This window comes from Paenibacillus sp. FSL R10-2734, assembly GCF_037963865.1.
Taxonomy (GTDB): Bacteria; Bacillota; Bacilli; order Paenibacillales; family Paenibacillaceae; genus Paenibacillus_AQ.
The window spans coordinates 4822972-4839351 of record NZ_CP150170.1 but is presented as its reverse complement, the minus strand read 5'-3'; the positions used below and the strand labels follow the sequence as shown (position 1 = coordinate 4839351).

General features: G+C 43.0%; 16 protein-coding genes. 13 read left to right on the top strand and 3 right to left on the bottom strand.

The window, feature by feature from the left end:
- Positions 1–29: 29 nt before the first annotated feature.
- The gene (locus NSS67_RS21160; protein WP_339315569.1) at positions 30–1343 is read left to right on the top strand and encodes an MFS transporter; all 1314 of its coding nucleotides are present in this window, start codon (positions 30–32) and stop codon (positions 1341–1343) included.
- A gap of 56 nt (positions 1344–1399) precedes the next feature.
- Here NSS67_RS21160 and fsa read toward each other — a convergent pair whose 3' ends face one another.
- Positions 1400–2047: a fructose-6-phosphate aldolase gene (gene fsa / locus NSS67_RS21155; RefSeq protein WP_042126959.1), complete on the bottom strand. Its 648-nt coding sequence runs from the start codon at positions 2045–2047 to the stop codon at positions 1400–1402.
- 232 nt (positions 2048–2279) lie between these two features.
- Between fsa and NSS67_RS21150 the strand changes: the two genes are divergently transcribed.
- The 8 genes from NSS67_RS21150 to NSS67_RS21115 all read left to right on the top strand — a co-directional run bounded on the left by NSS67_RS21150 (position 2280) and on the right by NSS67_RS21115 (position 10467).
- On the top strand, positions 2280–2735 hold the full coding sequence (locus NSS67_RS21150) for a hypothetical protein (protein WP_339315567.1): 456 nt from the start codon (positions 2280–2282) through the stop codon (positions 2733–2735).
- Between the two features lie 79 nt (positions 2736–2814).
- Positions 2815–3324: a GNAT family N-acetyltransferase gene (locus tag NSS67_RS21145; protein ID WP_339315566.1), complete on the top strand. Its 510-nt coding sequence runs from the start codon at positions 2815–2817 to the stop codon at positions 3322–3324.
- A gap of 67 nt (positions 3325–3391) precedes the next feature.
- Positions 3392–4072, top strand: a complete 681-nt coding sequence (gene rpiA / locus NSS67_RS21140; RefSeq protein WP_339320655.1) for a ribose-5-phosphate isomerase RpiA — start codon at positions 3392–3394, stop codon at positions 4070–4072.
- The gene (locus NSS67_RS21135) at positions 4069–4548 is read left to right on the top strand and encodes a VanZ family protein (RefSeq protein ID WP_339315565.1); all 480 of its coding nucleotides are present in this window, start codon (positions 4069–4071) and stop codon (positions 4546–4548) included. Before rpiA ends, NSS67_RS21135 begins: the two co-directional genes overlap by 4 nt.
- 3 nt (positions 4549–4551) lie before the next feature.
- Entirely contained in the window at positions 4552–4992 is a 441-nt protein-coding gene (locus NSS67_RS21130; RefSeq protein ID WP_339315564.1) for a GNAT family N-acetyltransferase, read from the top strand.
- 173 nt (positions 4993–5165) lie between these two features.
- Positions 5166–5618 carry a MarR family transcriptional regulator gene (locus NSS67_RS21125; protein WP_339315563.1) on the top strand — a complete coding sequence of 151 codons (453 nt, stop codon included), beginning with the start codon at positions 5166–5168 and terminating at the stop codon, positions 5616–5618.
- The gene (locus NSS67_RS21120) at positions 5615–8776 is read left to right on the top strand and encodes an MMPL family transporter (RefSeq protein WP_339315562.1); all 3162 of its coding nucleotides are present in this window, start codon (positions 5615–5617) and stop codon (positions 8774–8776) included. The genes NSS67_RS21125 and NSS67_RS21120 overlap by 4 nt, the downstream gene beginning before the upstream one ends.
- Positions 8777–9063: 287 nt before the next feature.
- Positions 9064–10467 (top strand): lytic polysaccharide monooxygenase, encoded by a 1404-nt coding sequence (locus NSS67_RS21115; RefSeq protein ID WP_339315561.1) that lies wholly within the window; start codon positions 9064–9066, stop codon positions 10465–10467.
- A gap of 71 nt (positions 10468–10538) precedes the next feature.
- Here NSS67_RS21115 and NSS67_RS21110 read toward each other — a convergent pair whose 3' ends face one another.
- A complete protein-coding gene (locus NSS67_RS21110; RefSeq protein WP_339315560.1) occupies positions 10539–11210 on the bottom strand; it encodes a tetratricopeptide repeat protein in 672 nt (223 codons plus the stop codon).
- A 248-nt stretch (positions 11211–11458) separates the two neighbouring features.
- On the opposite strand from NSS67_RS21110, the gene NSS67_RS21105 reads away from it, so the two are divergent.
- From NSS67_RS21105 to NSS67_RS21095, 3 genes are all read left to right on the top strand, one after another.
- On the top strand, positions 11459–12958 hold the full coding sequence (locus tag NSS67_RS21105; RefSeq protein ID WP_339315559.1) for a hypothetical protein: 1500 nt from the start codon (positions 11459–11461) through the stop codon (positions 12956–12958).
- Positions 12959–13046: 88 nt separating this feature from the next.
- Positions 13047–13640 (top strand): TIGR00730 family Rossman fold protein, encoded by a 594-nt coding sequence (locus NSS67_RS21100; RefSeq protein ID WP_339315558.1) that lies wholly within the window; start codon positions 13047–13049, stop codon positions 13638–13640.
- A 618-nt stretch (positions 13641–14258) separates the two neighbouring features.
- Positions 14259–14423: a hypothetical protein gene (locus NSS67_RS21095; protein WP_339315557.1), complete on the top strand. Its 165-nt coding sequence runs from the start codon at positions 14259–14261 to the stop codon at positions 14421–14423.
- 72 nt (positions 14424–14495) lie between these two features.
- Here NSS67_RS21095 and NSS67_RS21090 read toward each other — a convergent pair whose 3' ends face one another.
- Positions 14496–14708, bottom strand: coding sequence for a hypothetical protein (locus NSS67_RS21090; RefSeq protein ID WP_042187476.1), 213 nt, complete (start codon positions 14706–14708; stop codon positions 14496–14498).
- 288 nt (positions 14709–14996) lie between these two features.
- Here NSS67_RS21090 and NSS67_RS21085 point away from each other — a divergent pair, with 288 nt between their 5' ends.
- Positions 14997–16352, top strand: coding sequence for an extracellular solute-binding protein (locus NSS67_RS21085; RefSeq protein WP_339315556.1), 1356 nt, complete (start codon positions 14997–14999; stop codon positions 16350–16352).
- Positions 16353–16380: the final 28 nt, after the last annotated feature.

Sequence of the window (16380 nt, the reverse complement as noted above, 5' to 3'; positions counted from 1 at the left end):
TTGCAAACAATGACAAAGGTGGTCAGTTCATGAAGGAAAGAAAATGGGATCTGCTTGCACTGGCATCAATTCCACTCATAATGACCCTCGGTAACTCCATGCTGCTACCTATACTGCCGCAGATCTCCAAAGAACTCGGCATTAGCGCTTTTCAAGTCAGTATGCTGATTACCGTGTATGGATTGATGGCGATTGTAATGATTCCTATTGCAGGTTATCTGTCAGACCGTTATGGACGAAAGAAGGTTATTCTTCCAAGTCTGATCATAGCTGCTATTGGTGGTGTTGTTTGCGTGGTTGCGGCTTGGTTTATGAAGGGGGTTAGTGCTTATTGGGTGATCATAGCGGGCCGTTTGTTGCAAGGAGTCGGTGCTGCGGGTGCCTTTCCAATTGTAATCCCCTTTGTAGGCGATTTGTTCAAGCAAGAAGAGGATGTAAGCAAAAGCTTGGGAATTATTGAAACCTCTAATACTTTTGGTAAAGTACTCAGTCCGATCCTTGGCGCTTATCTCGGATTATGGCTTTGGTTTGCTCCATTTATTGCAATTCCTGTTCTATGTCTGATTTCATTTTTTTTAGTTTTGTTCCTAGTGCGAAAGCCCGAGGCGAAGGATGAACCTGAGAAACAGGGCGTACGAGAATTTTTATCCGGAATTGTGAGTGTTTTACGTAAAAAGGGACGTTGGCTATATGCTATTTTTGCCATAGGCGGTATCTGTATGTTTGTGACCTTTGGCGTTCAATTCTATTTGTCTGAAATGCTGGAAACTAAGTATAAAATGCATGGGGCGATGAAAGGTTTTGTGCTGGCGATACCACTTGCCCTCTTATGTCTGGCGTCATATGGAACAGGGAAGATGATTGGTCAGAACAAAACATTGATGAAATGGCTAGGCTTTGGAGGAATGGTATTGCTGACTGCGGCAATGATTTTTGCGGGATTCAATAAAGGTATTTATTTCTTAGTAGGATTTATGGGCTTAGGTTGCGTTGGAATCGGAATCGTGCTTCCTTGTATGGATGCTTTAATCACGGAGGGGATCGAGAAGGAGAATAGTGGCACGATAACCGCTCTTTACAGCAGTATGAGGTTTATAGGGGTAGCCTTAGGGCCGCCAGTGGTATCCCTGCTGTTAAGCAGTGGGCATTGGGTCTTGTTTGCATTGATGGCTTCAGTAGGGGCAGTCGGTGGATTGCTGACCTTATTTGCAGTAACGCCAAGCAAGGGGAGCAAAGGAGAATCTGGCGTGAAAGAAACCGAGCAGATCAATCCTCGCCTCTTGTCAAAGCGTGTTCGTCAAACGTCTGCAATGTCCTTTGATAGAAAAAAGAGCTATCCTTAAAGCTACGTTGCCGAAGCTTGCGGGATAGCCCTCTTAATGAAGAATGTAAGCCAGTCTTATGCTTGTGGTACGGATTCCCAATCCTTCAGGAAGCGTTCAATACCGTTATCTGTCAGCGGATGCTTCCAGAGGGTAGGCAGGAGCGAACCTGGGATGGTAGCAATGTGAGCACCAGCAAGTGCTGCTTGCTCAACATGCGCAATGTTACGGATGGAAGCTGCAATAATTTCGGAAGTCATGCCGTAGTTGGTCAGGATGGTCTTCAGATCCTTGATTAGTTTCATTCCGTCAACACCGATATCATCGAGACGTCCTACGAATGGAGAGATATAAGTTGCACCTGCTTTTGCAGCCATCAAGCCTTGAGCCGCTGAGAAGACAAGTGTTACGTTAGTTTTGATACCTTTTTTAGTAAGCTCATAACAAGCTTCCAAGCCATCTTCAGTCATAGGGAGTTTAATGACAACGTTTGGAGCCCATTCAGCAATTTCATACGCTTCTTTAAGCATTTCTTCTGCTGTCAATCCGATTACTTCTGCGCTTACAGGACCTGGAACGATTGCAACGATTTCTTTGATCACATCTTTAAACAATCTTCCTTCTTTAGCGATGAGCGACGGGTTAGTCGTTACGCCATCCACTAATCCGAGGCGAGTAATACGTTTGATTTCTTCAATATTACCGGTGTCCAAGAAAAACTTCATTTTAAGTTTCCTCCCTTGATTTCCATATGGATTGACAAACAATATTCATATTTACATTATGAGACATGCCAATCAAAGTTTCAACTGTTATTTTGAATATTTCAAAATAACTTTATAGATTTCGTATCGCTTACAATTATTGAATTGTAGATAATATAGGATTGGTCTAAGCATCTATCCATGATAATATATAATCGGTATTATTATTTTGGAGTATGGGTGGGATGTTATAATGATGAACTCGATATTAGTGATTTTGCTAGTGCTCATATTGTCAGCTGCCGGATTTCTGGCCTACCAGAACAGCAAATTGGTATCTAATCAGAGGAGATCAGGAACTTTATTACACAATCCATCCCTAATGTATTCAATCTTTGACCAATCTTGCGCTGCTAGTGTTGAAGATCCAGATGTAATTCCTTTGTTTCAATACACCGTATCTGTAGAGTCGAGCGGGCAAGTAGTTATGAATCAGCCTTTAGCAAAAATAATTCTATGTAGAGTTAGAGCGGGTAGAGGAGATTTAGTTCTGGCTGATGTCGAACGTAGTATGCTGGACCACATTCAAATGGCAGCGCTCTCGGATGCGTTCATTGAGTGTAGAGCTTACTTACATAGGGCTGCTAGCCACGCTGAAAAAGAAATGATCCTAAATTTAGAGGATGTAGTGAAATTACAATATACATAAGGCAGGATGAAGAATATTGATTTTTCGGCTGCAAGAGGATAATACGAAATTGGATACATGAAAAGAGGGAAATATAGTAGTGTTACCCGTAACGGAAGTGAGTTTTGAAGTGGTTGATCCAGAGAACGTTGATTTAAGAAAGCTTATTACGTTTCTGGATGAGGAATTGAAAATGCGTTATCCGCATGAGATGATCTATGTCGTTGATTTCGAGGACCCCAAAGTAAAAGAAATGACCTTCGTAGTGTCCTATCTTAATGGGAAACCAGTGGGTTGCGGAGGGCTTCGACCATTGCATTACATGGACACAGATATTGCTGCGATGGAATTGAAGCGCTTTTATGTAGATCCCAGTTATCGTAAAATGGGTATAGCTACAAATATGCTGCTATTCCTTGAAGCGCAGGCTATGGCAGCGGGGTTTAAGGAGATCCGATTGGAGACAGGAATTAAGCAGCCGGAAGCGATTGCGCTTTACGTCAAGCATGGTTATCGACCGATTGAATTGTTTGGACCCTATATTGGAGATCCGGATAGCCTCTGTTACGGAAAAATGTTGATTTTAGGTTCACTACCGGAATCCTCCTGAATCATGGGGATTTCATTTTTTACAATATAAGTTTTATAACAGATAACATGGGGGTATTAAAATGAGTATCAATGTTAAACAATTAGCAGCAGAAAAAGCAGTGGAATACGTAGTAGATGGAATGAAAGTAGGTCTGGGTACTGGATCAACCGCATATTGGGCGATCCGTAAGCTTGGAGAGCGTGTTAGCGAAGGTCTAAAGATTACCGCAGTAGCAACCTCACAAGCATCTGAAGAGCAGGCGCGAGAACTAGGTATTCCACTAGTAGCTTTTGCTGATATTGATAGTCTGGACCTGACTATTGACGGAGCGGACGAGCTTGACAGCAATCTGCAGCTAATTAAAGGCGGGGGCGGCGCTTTACTTCGTGAGAAGATTGTTGCTAGTAACAGTACTCGTATGATTGTGATTGCCGATGAAGGTAAAGTCGTGAACACACTGGGCAAATATCCACTACCGGTGGAAATCGTTCCTTTTGCTTGGGAATGGACAGTGGCAGAGCTTGCTAAACTAGGTTGTAATCCTGAATTGCGTCGCAGTGGAGATGAGCTGTACAAGACGGATAATGGCAACTACATCGCGGACTGCCGATTTGAAGTGATTGAATCTGCGCCGAAGCTTGCCTTGACCATTCAAAGCATCCCGGGTGTTGTAGATCACGGTCTGTTTATTGGAATCGCAGCGATGGCTATCATTGGTAAAAATGACGGAAGTATTGAAATTATAGAAGCTCAGCCGAGGAATTGAGTAACCGCAAACATAGAGAAGCTAGCCGTTCACAGCTGCTAAGAGGATTGACATGGATAGTGCTAACTCTGTATAGTGCTACTGTTATCTATTGGATGTTTATCGGATTTGGACGAGAAGCTCATACCGGAGGATCTCTTCATTACAATCTGGCTCCATTACGTACGGTGTCACTGTATTTCAACTTGGATAACGGGTTATCGCTGATCAATCGGCTAGTAAATCTACTGGGAAATATCGTGGTTTTTATTCCATTTGGTTTTCTTTCACCTTTTGTAAAGACATCGCGGATATCTTGGCTTAGGATCTCGCTATATGCTGTCCCTTGTATACTGCTTTTGGAATGCTTGCAAATGCTGTTACATGTGGGAAGCTTCGATATTGATGATTTACTATTAAACATGCTGGGTATTTGGACAGGCTACGGATTGTTTCGAGTGATTAGCTTTAGAAGTAACAAAGAAGGAGAAATGTGAAGAATGTTGATGGATCTTAAACCCCTCATCGGTACACCTGAGGTGAACGAGCTGTTGACCTATGCGGTCATTGATGATCCGAGTGCCCTGCAGCAGACTTTGTCTGAGTATAGCGAACAAGCCGGGCTAAAGCTATATGGCTGGGAAGAAGAAGAATTACTGCTTGGTCTCGTAGGCTTCGAAGAAACAGAAGATGGCTCATTGGATATTCGGCATATTGCTGTATTGCCAGAGAACAGAGGAAAAGGTTATGCACGTGGGATGATTCTGGAGCTGCTTACTACGCGTCAGCCGCGTTATCTGGTAGCTGAAACCGAGGATGAGATCGCTGCGGATTTCTACCGTAGTCTTGGGTTCATGGTGTACAGTCTCGGAGAAAATCCAGCTGGCATTGAAACACTGAGATGTGTCTATGAAGTAGAAGAGATTGAGGATGAGGAATAAAGTTTTTTTAGAAAACATACAATGGCAGGTCGAGACGAATTCTCGGCCTGTTTTTTGTTAGCCACACCATAAATTGATCAGCAGGCTTGTAAGTTGACTTTTGAAATAAATGGGATTATAGTTTGACAATGAAACTGTTCTACAGTTGAACTATATTTTGGAGGTAGGAAGCTTTGGAGGATGAAGTTCAGCATTGGATTAACCGTTACATGGATGCTTATATGATGGTGACCAGACAAGTAGCCGCAAGAATTAAAGATAGCATTGCTGCAGATACAACGAATGATCAGTATCAGATTCTGCGTCTGATTAATGCTCAGGAACAATGTACTTCTACATATCTAGCAGAAACTTTTTGTGTAGGTAAAAGTTCTATTACAGCGATAATCAACAGATTAGTGCAGGCGGGAATAATCGAACGAACACGTGACGAGAATGACCGACGTCAGGTGTATTTATCGATGACTGAGCACGGTAAAAGAGTATTTGAAGCGGCAGAAACGCAAGTACATGAAGTGGTAGCCCCGTATTTGTTACATTTTGAAGAGAAGGATATTGAGATGTTCGTTATGATGTTCGAGAAATTGGCGATTTTAATTCAAGATGATGGAGGGAAGAATCAATGAAGACGATTCTAAAAGCAAGATGGGCGGTTATCGCAATCTGGCTCGCGGTAGCGGTAGTGCTAGTCATGACCGCCCCATCGTTCTCTGATCTTGTCCGTGAGAAGGGGCAGGTTACCGTTCCAGAGGGATACCCTTCATCTAGAGCAGCGGAAATCATGAAGGAAGCGGCAAATGACAAGGGAGGAGAATCGCTCCATCAAGTAGCTCTTGTATTTAATAACCCAAAGGGAATCGGAGCAGAAGAAACAGCAAGTATTCAGCAGGGCGTTGAGAAGCTGGCTGCAAATAAGGAAGCTCTGCAGTTAGATTCCATCACCGATCCTTTTTCACAAAGCGAGCTTAAGGATACGCTGATTGCCAAAGATGGCAAGACCATTATGGTGGCGTTGTCTGTAAAAGGTGAAGGAGAGGCTGTTACTGCGCTGCCAGATAAAGTGGATGAGATGCTCTCGGGTGTTAAAGCAGATCATTATTTGACCAGTGAAGGTCTTATAACAGAGGATATGATCGCAAGCTCAGAAGCAGGGCTAAAGAAGTCGGAGTATATTACAGTGGTCTTTATTCTACTTATTCTATTCGTCGTGTTTCGTTCATTCGTAGCGCCTTTTGTACCGCTGCTGACAGTAGGTATCAGTTATATTGTATCCCAATCTGTTGTGGCTTGTTTGGTGGATCGTTATGATTTTCCTTTATCTACCTTTACTCAAATCTTTATGGTTGCGGTCATGTTCGGGATCGGTACGGATTATTGTATTCTGCTGATCAGTCGCTTTAAAGAAGAATTGATGACCGCAGAAGATACCAAAAGTGCCATCATTGCAACGTATCGAAAAGCTGGAGGAACGGTGTTCTATTCAGGCTTAGCGGTGTTTGTAGGTTTTGTAGCGATTGGGTTATCGAAATTTATCCTTTATCGTTCAGCAGTAGCTGTTGCAGTTGGTATTGCAGTTATGCTATTGGCACTTGTGACGATTGTTCCTTTCTTTATGGCTGTTCTAGGCAAAAAGCTATTCTGGCCTTCCCGTGGCAAGCTGGAGCATAGTGAGAGCCGTATTTGGGGATGGGCAGGTTCTTTTTCCTTAAAAAGACCGTGGGCCGCTCTTCTAATCGTTGCAGTAATCGTATCCCCATTCCTAGTTACTTATAGCGGTAAGCTGTCCTTTAACAGCTTGGAGGAAATTGGTTCAGAATATGCTTCGGTAAAAGGGTTTAATATTATTTCGGAGAGCTTCGGACCAGGTGAATCGATGCCTGGCAAGATCGTAATTAAGAATGATGACCGCATGGACAACTCAGAATATCTGGGACTTGCGGAAAAAATCAGCCGTGAGCTGGAAAAAGTGGATAGTGTAAAATCCGTTCGTAGCATGTCACGTCCAACAGGTGAGCTGATCAGTGATTTCTTAATTCCGAATCAGGTCGGCACTCTTTCTGATGGACTGGATCAAAGTAACGAAGGACTAACCAAGATTCAAACCGGGTTGTCTGAAGCAAGTAAACAGCTTAGCGATAATGCTCCAAAACTTACAGAAGCTGTTGCTGGTAGTGCTAAGTTAACGGAAGGCACAGCAGATCTTAAAGATGGAATCGTTGCTTTAGGCGATGGGCTTACCCGGATTGAGAGTGGGATAAAGAGTGGCTCTGCCGGTGCAGGTGAGATCAAAGCCGGTCTTCAGCAGGCGGCGACAAGTGCTAAACAGTTAGCGGATGCTAATGCAAAGCTACTAGAGGGCTATAAAAAAATCGGTGGCGGCTTAAGTTCGCTGGATGAAGGACTCGGGCAGCTACCGAAGCAGCTACAGGGTGTTGCAGAGGCATTAAAGGGACTGGATGGTTCCTTCGCTGGCCTAGAGAGCAGTTATCCGGAAATTGTTCAGGATGTAAATTATTTGACGATCAAAGGTACAGTAGCACAGAGTGGTACGGGTGCAGCACAGCTGGCAGCTGGTCTTGGTCAAGTTTCAGAACAGCTTAAAGGCGCAGCTACTGGCTTAAATGAGGCGAATGCCGGTTATGCTAAAGCTGCAGCCGGGCAAACCGCGCTCGCGCAAGGTTTAGCTAAGCTTGTAGCCGGAATCGGACAACTACAATCTGGACTCGAGCAGGCGGCAGCAGGCCAAGGGCAGATCGTAGATAAGATTCCATCCATCTCAAGTGGTCTTGATCAATTGCAAGGGGGGCAGCAGCAGCTTGCGGATGGTTTTGGTGAATTGACAGGGCAGATAGGAGCCTTAACCACTGGACTAAGCGATAGTGCGGATGGATTGAAGCAAATCACAAGCGGTCTGGGCTCAGCACAAGAATACTTGAATCAGATTCAAGCGGCTAAGGATGATGAGCTGAGCGGATTCTTCGTACCAGCTGAGGCACTTAAAGCTGAAGGCATGGAGCAGGTATTTGATACTTACTTGTCTGATGACCGTAAGGTTATGACTTTGGATGTGGTATTCACCGAGAATCCATATAGCTCAGAGGCTATAGACAGTGTAGGTGATATTCAAGCAGCTGTCGATCGTGCGGTTAAAGGTACGAAGCTTGAAAATGCTGAAACAGCTATTAGCGGAGTTACAAGCAGTCAAAGCGATTTGCGGAACATTTCCAACGAAGACTATACACGTACAGTTATCTTGATGCTGAGCGGTATTTTCATCATATTAGTGTTGCTGCTTCGTTCCATTGTAATGCCGATTTACCTTATTATTTCACTTTTGATCACTTACTTTTCAGCGTTGGGCGTTACAGAGGCTATATTCGTTAACCTTCTGCACTTTGAAGGGATTACCTGGACAACGCCATTCTTTAGTTTTGTTATGCTGATCGCACTGGGTGTGGATTATAGCATTTTCTTAATGGCCCGGTTTAACGAAAATAAAACTTGGGATGTAAAAGAAGCGATTCTACACGCCATGCGCAATATGGGTACAGTTATTCTTTCGGCCGTAGTTATTTTGGGCGGCACATTTGCTTCGATGTATCCTTCAGGGGTATTGTCGATGATGCAGATTGCAACAGTGGTGCTCGTAGGATTAGCCTTGTATGCTTTAATATTCCTACCGTTCTTTGTCCCTGTTATGGTACGGATCTTCGGGCGGGGAAATTGGTGGCCATTTTCGGTTAAACAAAGCGGGGAAGCTTCCAAGCAAGATTTAAATATGTAACCCGGGACTGAATCCCATTTGTGAGTCAGTAGTCAAACAAAGCAGTTTTATTGCAGCCAGTCACCGATTAATTTATTGGTGGCTGGCTTTTTGATGTGTAGAAAGAAACGATTCGATGGGATGGGATATTATCAGCGGGAGGAGTCTCTAACCGTTCTATTGTCATAGGTCCTTTATCCATTGTCGTCTGGTTCTTTAGGTTATTGTTAATATGTTTTCGGAAATTTATAATAACTTCGAATACGTTTTCAAAGCATCCAAATTACAACTAGAAAGCGAGATGATGAATGATGAAAGTAAGCATGAAGAACAGCATTATTGTAAAGAAGGTTGCTCCATTTGTTATTACAGCGGGGGTTATTGCTGGAATAGGACTTATCGATACCGATAAAGCATTAGGTCACGGTTATGTATCCGAACCGGCAAGTCGTGCAAAGCTTGGTGCTGCGAATAATGTGGGTTCTGTTCAATATGAGCCACAGAGCCTAGAAGCACCCAAAGGCTTCCCATTGGCGGGTCCTGCGGACGGGAAGATTGCATCTGCGGGTGGTATGTTCGGAGGAATTCTGGATCAACAATCAAGTAATCGCTGGATTAAGCACGATATGGTTGGCGGAGTAAATGATATCACTTGGTATCATACAGCACAGCATAGAACAACAAAATGGCATTATTACATCACAAAAAAAGGCTGGAACCCCAATGCACCAATTAAACGTGCTGATTTAGAGCTCATTGGAACATTTGAGAATGGCGGTAAACAGCCTGAGCGTTCTGTGACACATAAAGTAAATGTCCCAACAGACCGCAGTGGATACCATGTTATTTTGGCAGTGTGGGATATTGAGGATACGGCGAATGCTTTCTACCAAGTAATTGACGTGAATTTAAAGAACGGTGATTCAGGATCTGGGGTACAACCAGACACAGAGAAGCCGTCAACTGTAACAGGGTTACATTCGATGAGTGTAGAATCCAGCAGTGTAGACCTTATGTGGAATGCTGCAACAGATAACGTAGGCGTAGATCATTATGTGATTTACCGCGGGGATAGCGTAGGTATAGCGAAACAAATTGGTACATCCTCCACAACGAGCTATAAAGACATAATTGTAGAACCAGATAAAATCTATACATATTATATCGTTGCGGTGGATCGTGCAGGAAACAAGTCCAATTCAAGTAACATTATCGTTGTTAATACGCCCAACCCGGAAGTGGTTATACCTCCAGTGGAAACACCAGATACTGTAAAGCCTTCGATGGTAGAGGGACTGCATACCATGTCTGTGAAGCACAATAGTGTTAATCTAATGTGGAATGCCGCCCAAGATAATGTAGGTGTTGATCATTATGTTGTGTATCGAGATGGTGTTGAATTGACCCAAACCAATGGAACTGCTTATACGGATTTAACTGTTCAAGCTTCCACCACGTACAATTATCAGGTGAGAGCTGTAGACGCTGCTGGTAATGCTTCAGATAAGAGCGCTTCGTTTACAGTTACAACGCTTGTGAAACCCGTATTACCAGAAGTAGCAGCTTGGAATGCAACCGGCTTGTACATTGTAGGAACAAAAGTTGAATACAAGGGTAACCTTTATGAAGCCCGAGTGACATTTAGAAGTTATGGTGATAACAACTGGAATCCTGAGTCGGCATTGTCACTGTGGAAATTAGTAACGAACTAATAAAAAATACGGAAACCATTTCTGATAATAAGAAATGATTTCCGTATTTTTGAGTTGAAGAGTCGATAAGTTTATTTCAGCTTGGCGAAAAAGCTGCGCAACGCCCATCCGCGTTCCTGCCGTTTTTTATATTTCGGTAGTGAACGATAAACAGCGGTGGACTCTTCGAAAGCTCGTTTTGCATCCTCTGATCTACCAAGCGCTTTATACATCGAGCCAGCTAGATAATACGCCTCAGAAGAAGAAGACTGTATTTCTTGATACTGAGTAACGTAATGTAATGCTTTATCATGATTCGTATGGCGGAAAGTTTCCGCTAACCAAAGATACGGCTGTCCATATCGAGCCTTACGGTTGATCTCCAGACCATGAAGCATTTGTGCCTCGCCTTCCTCCAAAGCGCCTAGCTTAAGATTCACATGTCCGAGCTCTACCCAATACTCAGCAGATTGTTCATAGCGATCCTCGATTTGGAGTAGGAGATCCTTCGCTTCTCTGTATTTTTTACGTTCTGCCAAACTCCGCGCTAAATCAAATTTGGATGAGACATCATTAGGGTTCAAAGAAATGGTTGTACGTAGCTTGGAAATTTGACGCATTCTTTTGAAGGGCTTTGTAATGCTGGGGAAGATGCCCACATATCGCCGATCCAAGAAATACAAGATTAAAAGCAGGATGAATATAGCCAGAAAAGGGTTACCCACTAATCTGAAGAGCAGTAAAACACCTATAAATTTAAGCATAACTTCCCTCCATAATCATTTGGTTCCGGTTTTGCGATTGAAAAGAGTAGATCTAAGGCAGCGTAATTATAACATAATTCAAAACAATCTGAATCCCGGGATATAAAAATAATACAACTCTAAGCAGGTTTATATGTCTTAGTGTAATATGAATAATAATTACAATAATATCATATGAAAGGAAAAATATGATGAACTTATTTGCAAGGAAGCTACGGCTGTGTAGTTTGGTTGTTTGTTCTACTTTTATGGCAGTTATGTCAGTCCCGCAAACTATAAATGCAGCTCCATCATCAGCGAAGCTGAGTGGAATTAAGGAAATTGTTGCTACGTCTGGTTTTTGGGGAGGGAGCTCCTTTGCAGTGGGGACGGACGGAACCGTGTGGTCTTGGGGGAGTAATATTTATGGACAATTTGCTAATGGAATTGCAGGTCCTGAGGGTTGGACGATTACTCCCCATAGTATAACAGCGCTTGATCATACGAAGCAGTTAGAAATCGGTGGAGCTTATTTTGTAGCGCTGAAGGAAGATGGAACGGTTAAGGCTTGGGGAGATTATCGGGACAAGAATGCAGCAGAAGCTGGAAATGGGGCAAGCTCCAAACAACACAAGGTTCTGCTACCTCAGTTGATCTCGGGGATGACAGATGTAGTTAGTATAACCTCAGGATTACACAATACTTTAGCTTTGAAAAAGGATGGAAGTGTACTTCAGTGGAGTTCTCCAGAAGCTTCTGACACAGGTTATACAGCGCTTCCTGCTGCCACCAAGGTGCAGGGTTTAAGTGAGGTGAAGTGGATCGGGAGCAGTGCTTATCAGGCCGCGATTCGAACAAACGGTACCCTGTGGACATGGAGCGCTAACCCGCAAATAGAGAATACAAACGCGGTGAAGAAACCGACACCAGTTAAGGATTTATACCATGTGAAGTCCGTTTCTATGAGCGATCGCAGTATACTGGCTTTAACCGAGAGTGGAAGCGTTTGGGGAACGATTGACAGCAATAATTATAATAAAATCACGATGAAGAAAATGACGGGACTTTCGGATATTGTATCTGTTCAGACTAAAAATGGGTTCAATCTTGTTAAGAATAAAAAAGGAGAATACTGGGGATGGAAAGCTGGTACCTTATTGAAAGGTCTGCAAAAGATCACAGTCGTAAAGCCAATCTCCAAACTTACGCTGGATTTAGACGGCTTTGTAGCGGTTAAGCAGGATGGAACCGTGTGGACATGGAATACCCAATCATCAACCGATAGTAAATGGGTCTTTACTCAGCCTAAACAAATTAAAGGCTTGAGCAGTCCAAGTTCTTTTGCTACAGGGGAAAATAGTAAATATGCAGTTTTGAAGGATGGAACAGCAGTGGCCTGGGGGACGAATATGTTTGGTCAACTTGGAATTAGTACGCTTGATTCACGTCCTTTTACTGTATCTCCTATATTGAAGCCTGTTTCTGTGATTGTGGATGGGAAAAAGATCGACTCCGCACAGTCTGCTATATTCTTGGATGGAAGTGTAAGAGTACCAATTAGGGAAGTGGCGGAAAGTCTAGGCTATACCCTTTCATGGGACGGAGATATGACACTCTCGAAAGAAGGCAAGAAAATCATTTTTAAAGAGAGCGCCATTAAAGTAAGTTATACATCACTTGTTCCAGCTGCAGCTTTGGCTAAGGCACTAGGTGATGCTGCAGAGTGGAATAGTAAGCTGTACCAATTAACGTTACAAACAAAAAGATGACTTTCATTTAACACTTATTTTAATATTCTGATGTACAATAAGTGAATTATCTCATTTGAACCATAATAACAAGTCTGGAGTGATAGGTATGGCTTTTACAATTTGTGTGTTCGCCGGATCGAATCCAGGTCTTAACTCAGAATATACGGAAATGGCTAGAGAACTGGGCTATCATATAGCTGCACAAGGCTGTAGACTGGTTTATGGAGGCTCAAGAAATGGTCTCATGGGACAGGTGGCGGACGGAGTGCTGGCAAATGGTGGAGAAGTCGTTGGGATCATGCCAGTGGATCTTTTTAAGGATGAAATTAGGCATTCCGGGCTAACGAATCTGATTGAGGTTTCTAGTATGCATGAACGTAAGGCAGTTATGAGCGGGATGGCGGATGCGTTTATTGCCCTGCCGGGTGGGCTTGGCACCTTTGATGAGTTGTTTGAAATTCTATGCTGGATGCAGATTGGTATTCATCAGAAGCCCATAGGGCTGCTGAATATAAGAAGTTATTTTAATCCGTTGCTAGCCATGATCACTCATAGTGTAAGTGAAGGGTTTGCTCCAAAAAATGCGCTGGATATGTTACATATGAACTCTGATCCCGAATATTTACTTGAACTGATGAGAGGTCGAGTCGATCAAAGTAATGAAGGTAATGGGAACGCTAGATTTCCATCACAACGCTAAGGCGAATATTAGAAATGTGTTCACGGATGCTTCTAGCATGCTTGCATTAGCGTGCGTTCGTTTTCTGTAGAAAGGGCCTCCTAATGCGTGCGCTGAACCGTGCTGACGGATGCTTCTTGCATACTAGGGAAAACCTCCCTAAAAACCACTCTAAAACGCTAAAAAACAAACAATTAGGGAAATTGTCCCTAATTATTACCTGAAAACCTCAATTCACGGGTAAATCAGCTATATTTCAGGGAGGATTTCCCTAATTATGCACTGAAAGACCATGATTTTCTGAATTATAGGGAAGATTTCCCTAATTACGATTAAGCCGCGATCAATATACTTAGAATTTATCCGCGAATCTTGTTCTTGAAGTCTCAACCGCTAATATTGGCGTTGAGCCTTCTTTTTTTGTGTTTTTTTGAAGATTGAAGATTAAAGATTGAAGATTAAAGATGGATTTCTCGCTTAAAGTGGAGAGGACAGCCTCTTTCATATGAGCATGTGATAAATTTGTTTCGATCTAGATGTTGCTGGGTATGTAATTATTAAGGTGGGTAAGAAACAGTATACTAGTAATGGTTGCTCCGTGAACTACAGGAAATGATTACCGAAGGAGGTTGAATTTCAATGAATGTGATGGTACATAATCTTATGGCTTACAATCATCAGTTTTTTAGACCTCAGCCCGTGGTCAATCCTAAGCAAGAGAGATCTAAAAAGAAGAAGCAGAGTTTTCAGGAAGTATTGAATGAGAAAATGAAAATGCATAGCACATACAAAAATATTAAGTAAGAGCTACTACATATGAGTGCTAAAAAAATCCGGAACGTAGTGATCCTAGAGGTCACTATGTTCCGGATTTTTTTAGGGCCTAACCTCATAGAATTGGCAGCTCTTACGAGCGTAGTAAGTCAGATCGCTAACCCTCGACTGAATAACTACATCAGAATCGGTGAAGCGGACAACAGTGGCCCCTGAATTCACCAAATGATCGTCCTGAAACACACGAACGGGTAGTTTGCGGTCAACGGCTTCTTGGAAATCGCTGTCTGTTAGCAGCGGGCGGTTTATTGGCATAAGTATTTAACTCCTTTTGATCATTTAATGAAGTTATAAATAAAAATAGTATACCTGCGGAAGCGTAAGAAATCCAATCTTCTTGAAGCTGACGAGTATTTTGTCTAGATATGCATTTGGCGTTCCAGCATCATTATTGGGGTGGCTTCAAACCACAGAAGAATATTAGGCTTATCTTGTGTTCGTAATTATTTCCACCATAAATCGGAAGTTTGCCTCCTCAAAAAAAGAATAAAACTCCTGTACACTAAGTCTTGTAAGAGAAACCTTTGAGAGGGGTACAGGGGAATGAATAAAGTAAAACACTTGGCACTTTCGTTAGTCGCTATCATGCTCGTAGGTTCACTGGCAGCATGCGGAGGCAACAACGCCGAGAACAATGCATCAAGTAAAAATACAGGTAACAACGCAGCAAGCACAAGTGAGCCGGCGAAAGATGAGGGTACAGAGCCTGCTGAGAAAGTCGAGCTTTCTTTCTGGACACTAGGCAACGTGAACTATGAGGATTTAGCGAAGGAATACACGAAGGAACATCCTAACGTTACGATCAAGGTGCAAAATACTGGTGACCAAACGGCTCACCATAATAATTTGACCACTGCGTTATCGGCAGGATCCGGTGCACCTGATATTTTCCAACTTGAAATCGGTTTCATGGAGCGTTTTATCAATGCACAGGATAAATTCTATAACCTGAATGATCTCGGGGCCAAAGATATTCAAGCGAACTATTTGGATTGGAAATGGAAACAAGCTTCTTCCGTAGATGGCAGCTTCCAGCTTGGACTTCCTACAGATATCGGCCCAACGGTTGTATATTACCGGACAGATTTGGCTGAAGCAGCCGGATTGCCAAGTGACCCGGAAGGCTTCGGTGCAACGATTGATACTTGGGATAAATTTGCCACTGTAGCCAAGGCATTTAAGGAAAAGACAGGCAAGACATTTGTAGATCTTACTGATCTTACATTTAACGCATTACGTGACCAATCCGCGGATGAAATCTACTTCAGCAAAGCAGACGGAAGCTTTATCGGAGATACAAATCCGCAAGTCCGCAAAGCTTATGATTTCACGGTTAAAGGTATCCAAGAAGGCTGGATCAGCAATGTTTTGCTCTGGTCTCCTGAATGGGGCCAAGGGATGAACGACGGATCATTTGCAGTAGTCATGGGACCTGCTTGGATGGCAGGAAACATCAAGAGTAACGCCCCTGATTCCTCTGGCAAATGGAAAATCGCACAGCTTCCCGAAGGTGCTGGTAACTGGGGTGGTTCGTTCCTAACACTGCCTAAAGAAGGCAAACACTCGAAAGAAGCCTATGACTTCATCGCTTGGATGGATAACAAGGACAATCAACTGGAATCATTCAAAACAAAAGGACTTATGCCTTCCATTCCTGCGCTGTACGAAGACCCTGCATTCGTTGATTTCAAGGATGAATTCTTCGGTGGACAACAAACAGCAGTTGAATTTGGTAAGGCAGCAAATCGTGTAAAACCTGTATACTATGGCCCACTTCATGACCAAACCGATACCTTCTTCAAAAATGCACTGAAAAACGTGCTGGAGAAAAAGGCTGATCCGGCTAAAGAGTGGGATGAAGCTGTAAAACAAGCGAAGACATTGGCTGAACGTAGCTAAGACTGCTAACAAAAGAACTCAATTTCTA

Bases quoted from the DNA above. Each gene is read 5' to 3' on its own strand.
- NSS67_RS21160 (WP_339315569.1), top strand. From the start codon at position 30: ATGAAGGAAAGAAAATGGGATCTGCTTGCACTGGCATCAATTCCACTC.
- fsa (WP_042126959.1), bottom strand. From the start codon at position 2,047: ATGAAGTTTTTCTTGGACACCGGTAATATTGAAGAAATCAAACGTATT.
- NSS67_RS21150 (WP_339315567.1), top strand. From the start codon at position 2,280: ATGATGAACTCGATATTAGTGATTTTGCTAGTGCTCATATTGTCAGCT.
- NSS67_RS21130 (WP_339315564.1), top strand. From the start codon at position 4,552: ATGTTGATGGATCTTAAACCCCTCATCGGTACACCTGAGGTGAACGAG.
- NSS67_RS21120 (WP_339315562.1), top strand. From the start codon at position 5,615: ATGAAGACGATTCTAAAAGCAAGATGGGCGGTTATCGCAATCTGGCTC.
- NSS67_RS21115 (WP_339315561.1), top strand. From the start codon at position 9,064: ATGATGAAAGTAAGCATGAAGAACAGCATTATTGTAAAGAAGGTTGCT.
- NSS67_RS21110 (WP_339315560.1), bottom strand. From the start codon at position 11,210: ATGCTTAAATTTATAGGTGTTTTACTGCTCTTCAGATTAGTGGGTAAC.
- NSS67_RS21105 (WP_339315559.1), top strand. From the start codon at position 11,459: ATGGCAGTTATGTCAGTCCCGCAAACTATAAATGCAGCTCCATCATCA.
- NSS67_RS21100 (WP_339315558.1), top strand. From the start codon at position 13,047: ATGGCTTTTACAATTTGTGTGTTCGCCGGATCGAATCCAGGTCTTAAC.
- NSS67_RS21095 (WP_339315557.1), top strand. From the start codon at position 14,259: ATGAATGTGATGGTACATAATCTTATGGCTTACAATCATCAGTTTTTT.
- NSS67_RS21090 (WP_042187476.1), bottom strand. From the start codon at position 14,708: ATGCCAATAAACCGCCCGCTGCTAACAGACAGCGATTTCCAAGAAGCC.
- NSS67_RS21085 (WP_339315556.1), top strand. From the start codon at position 14,997: ATGAATAAAGTAAAACACTTGGCACTTTCGTTAGTCGCTATCATGCTC.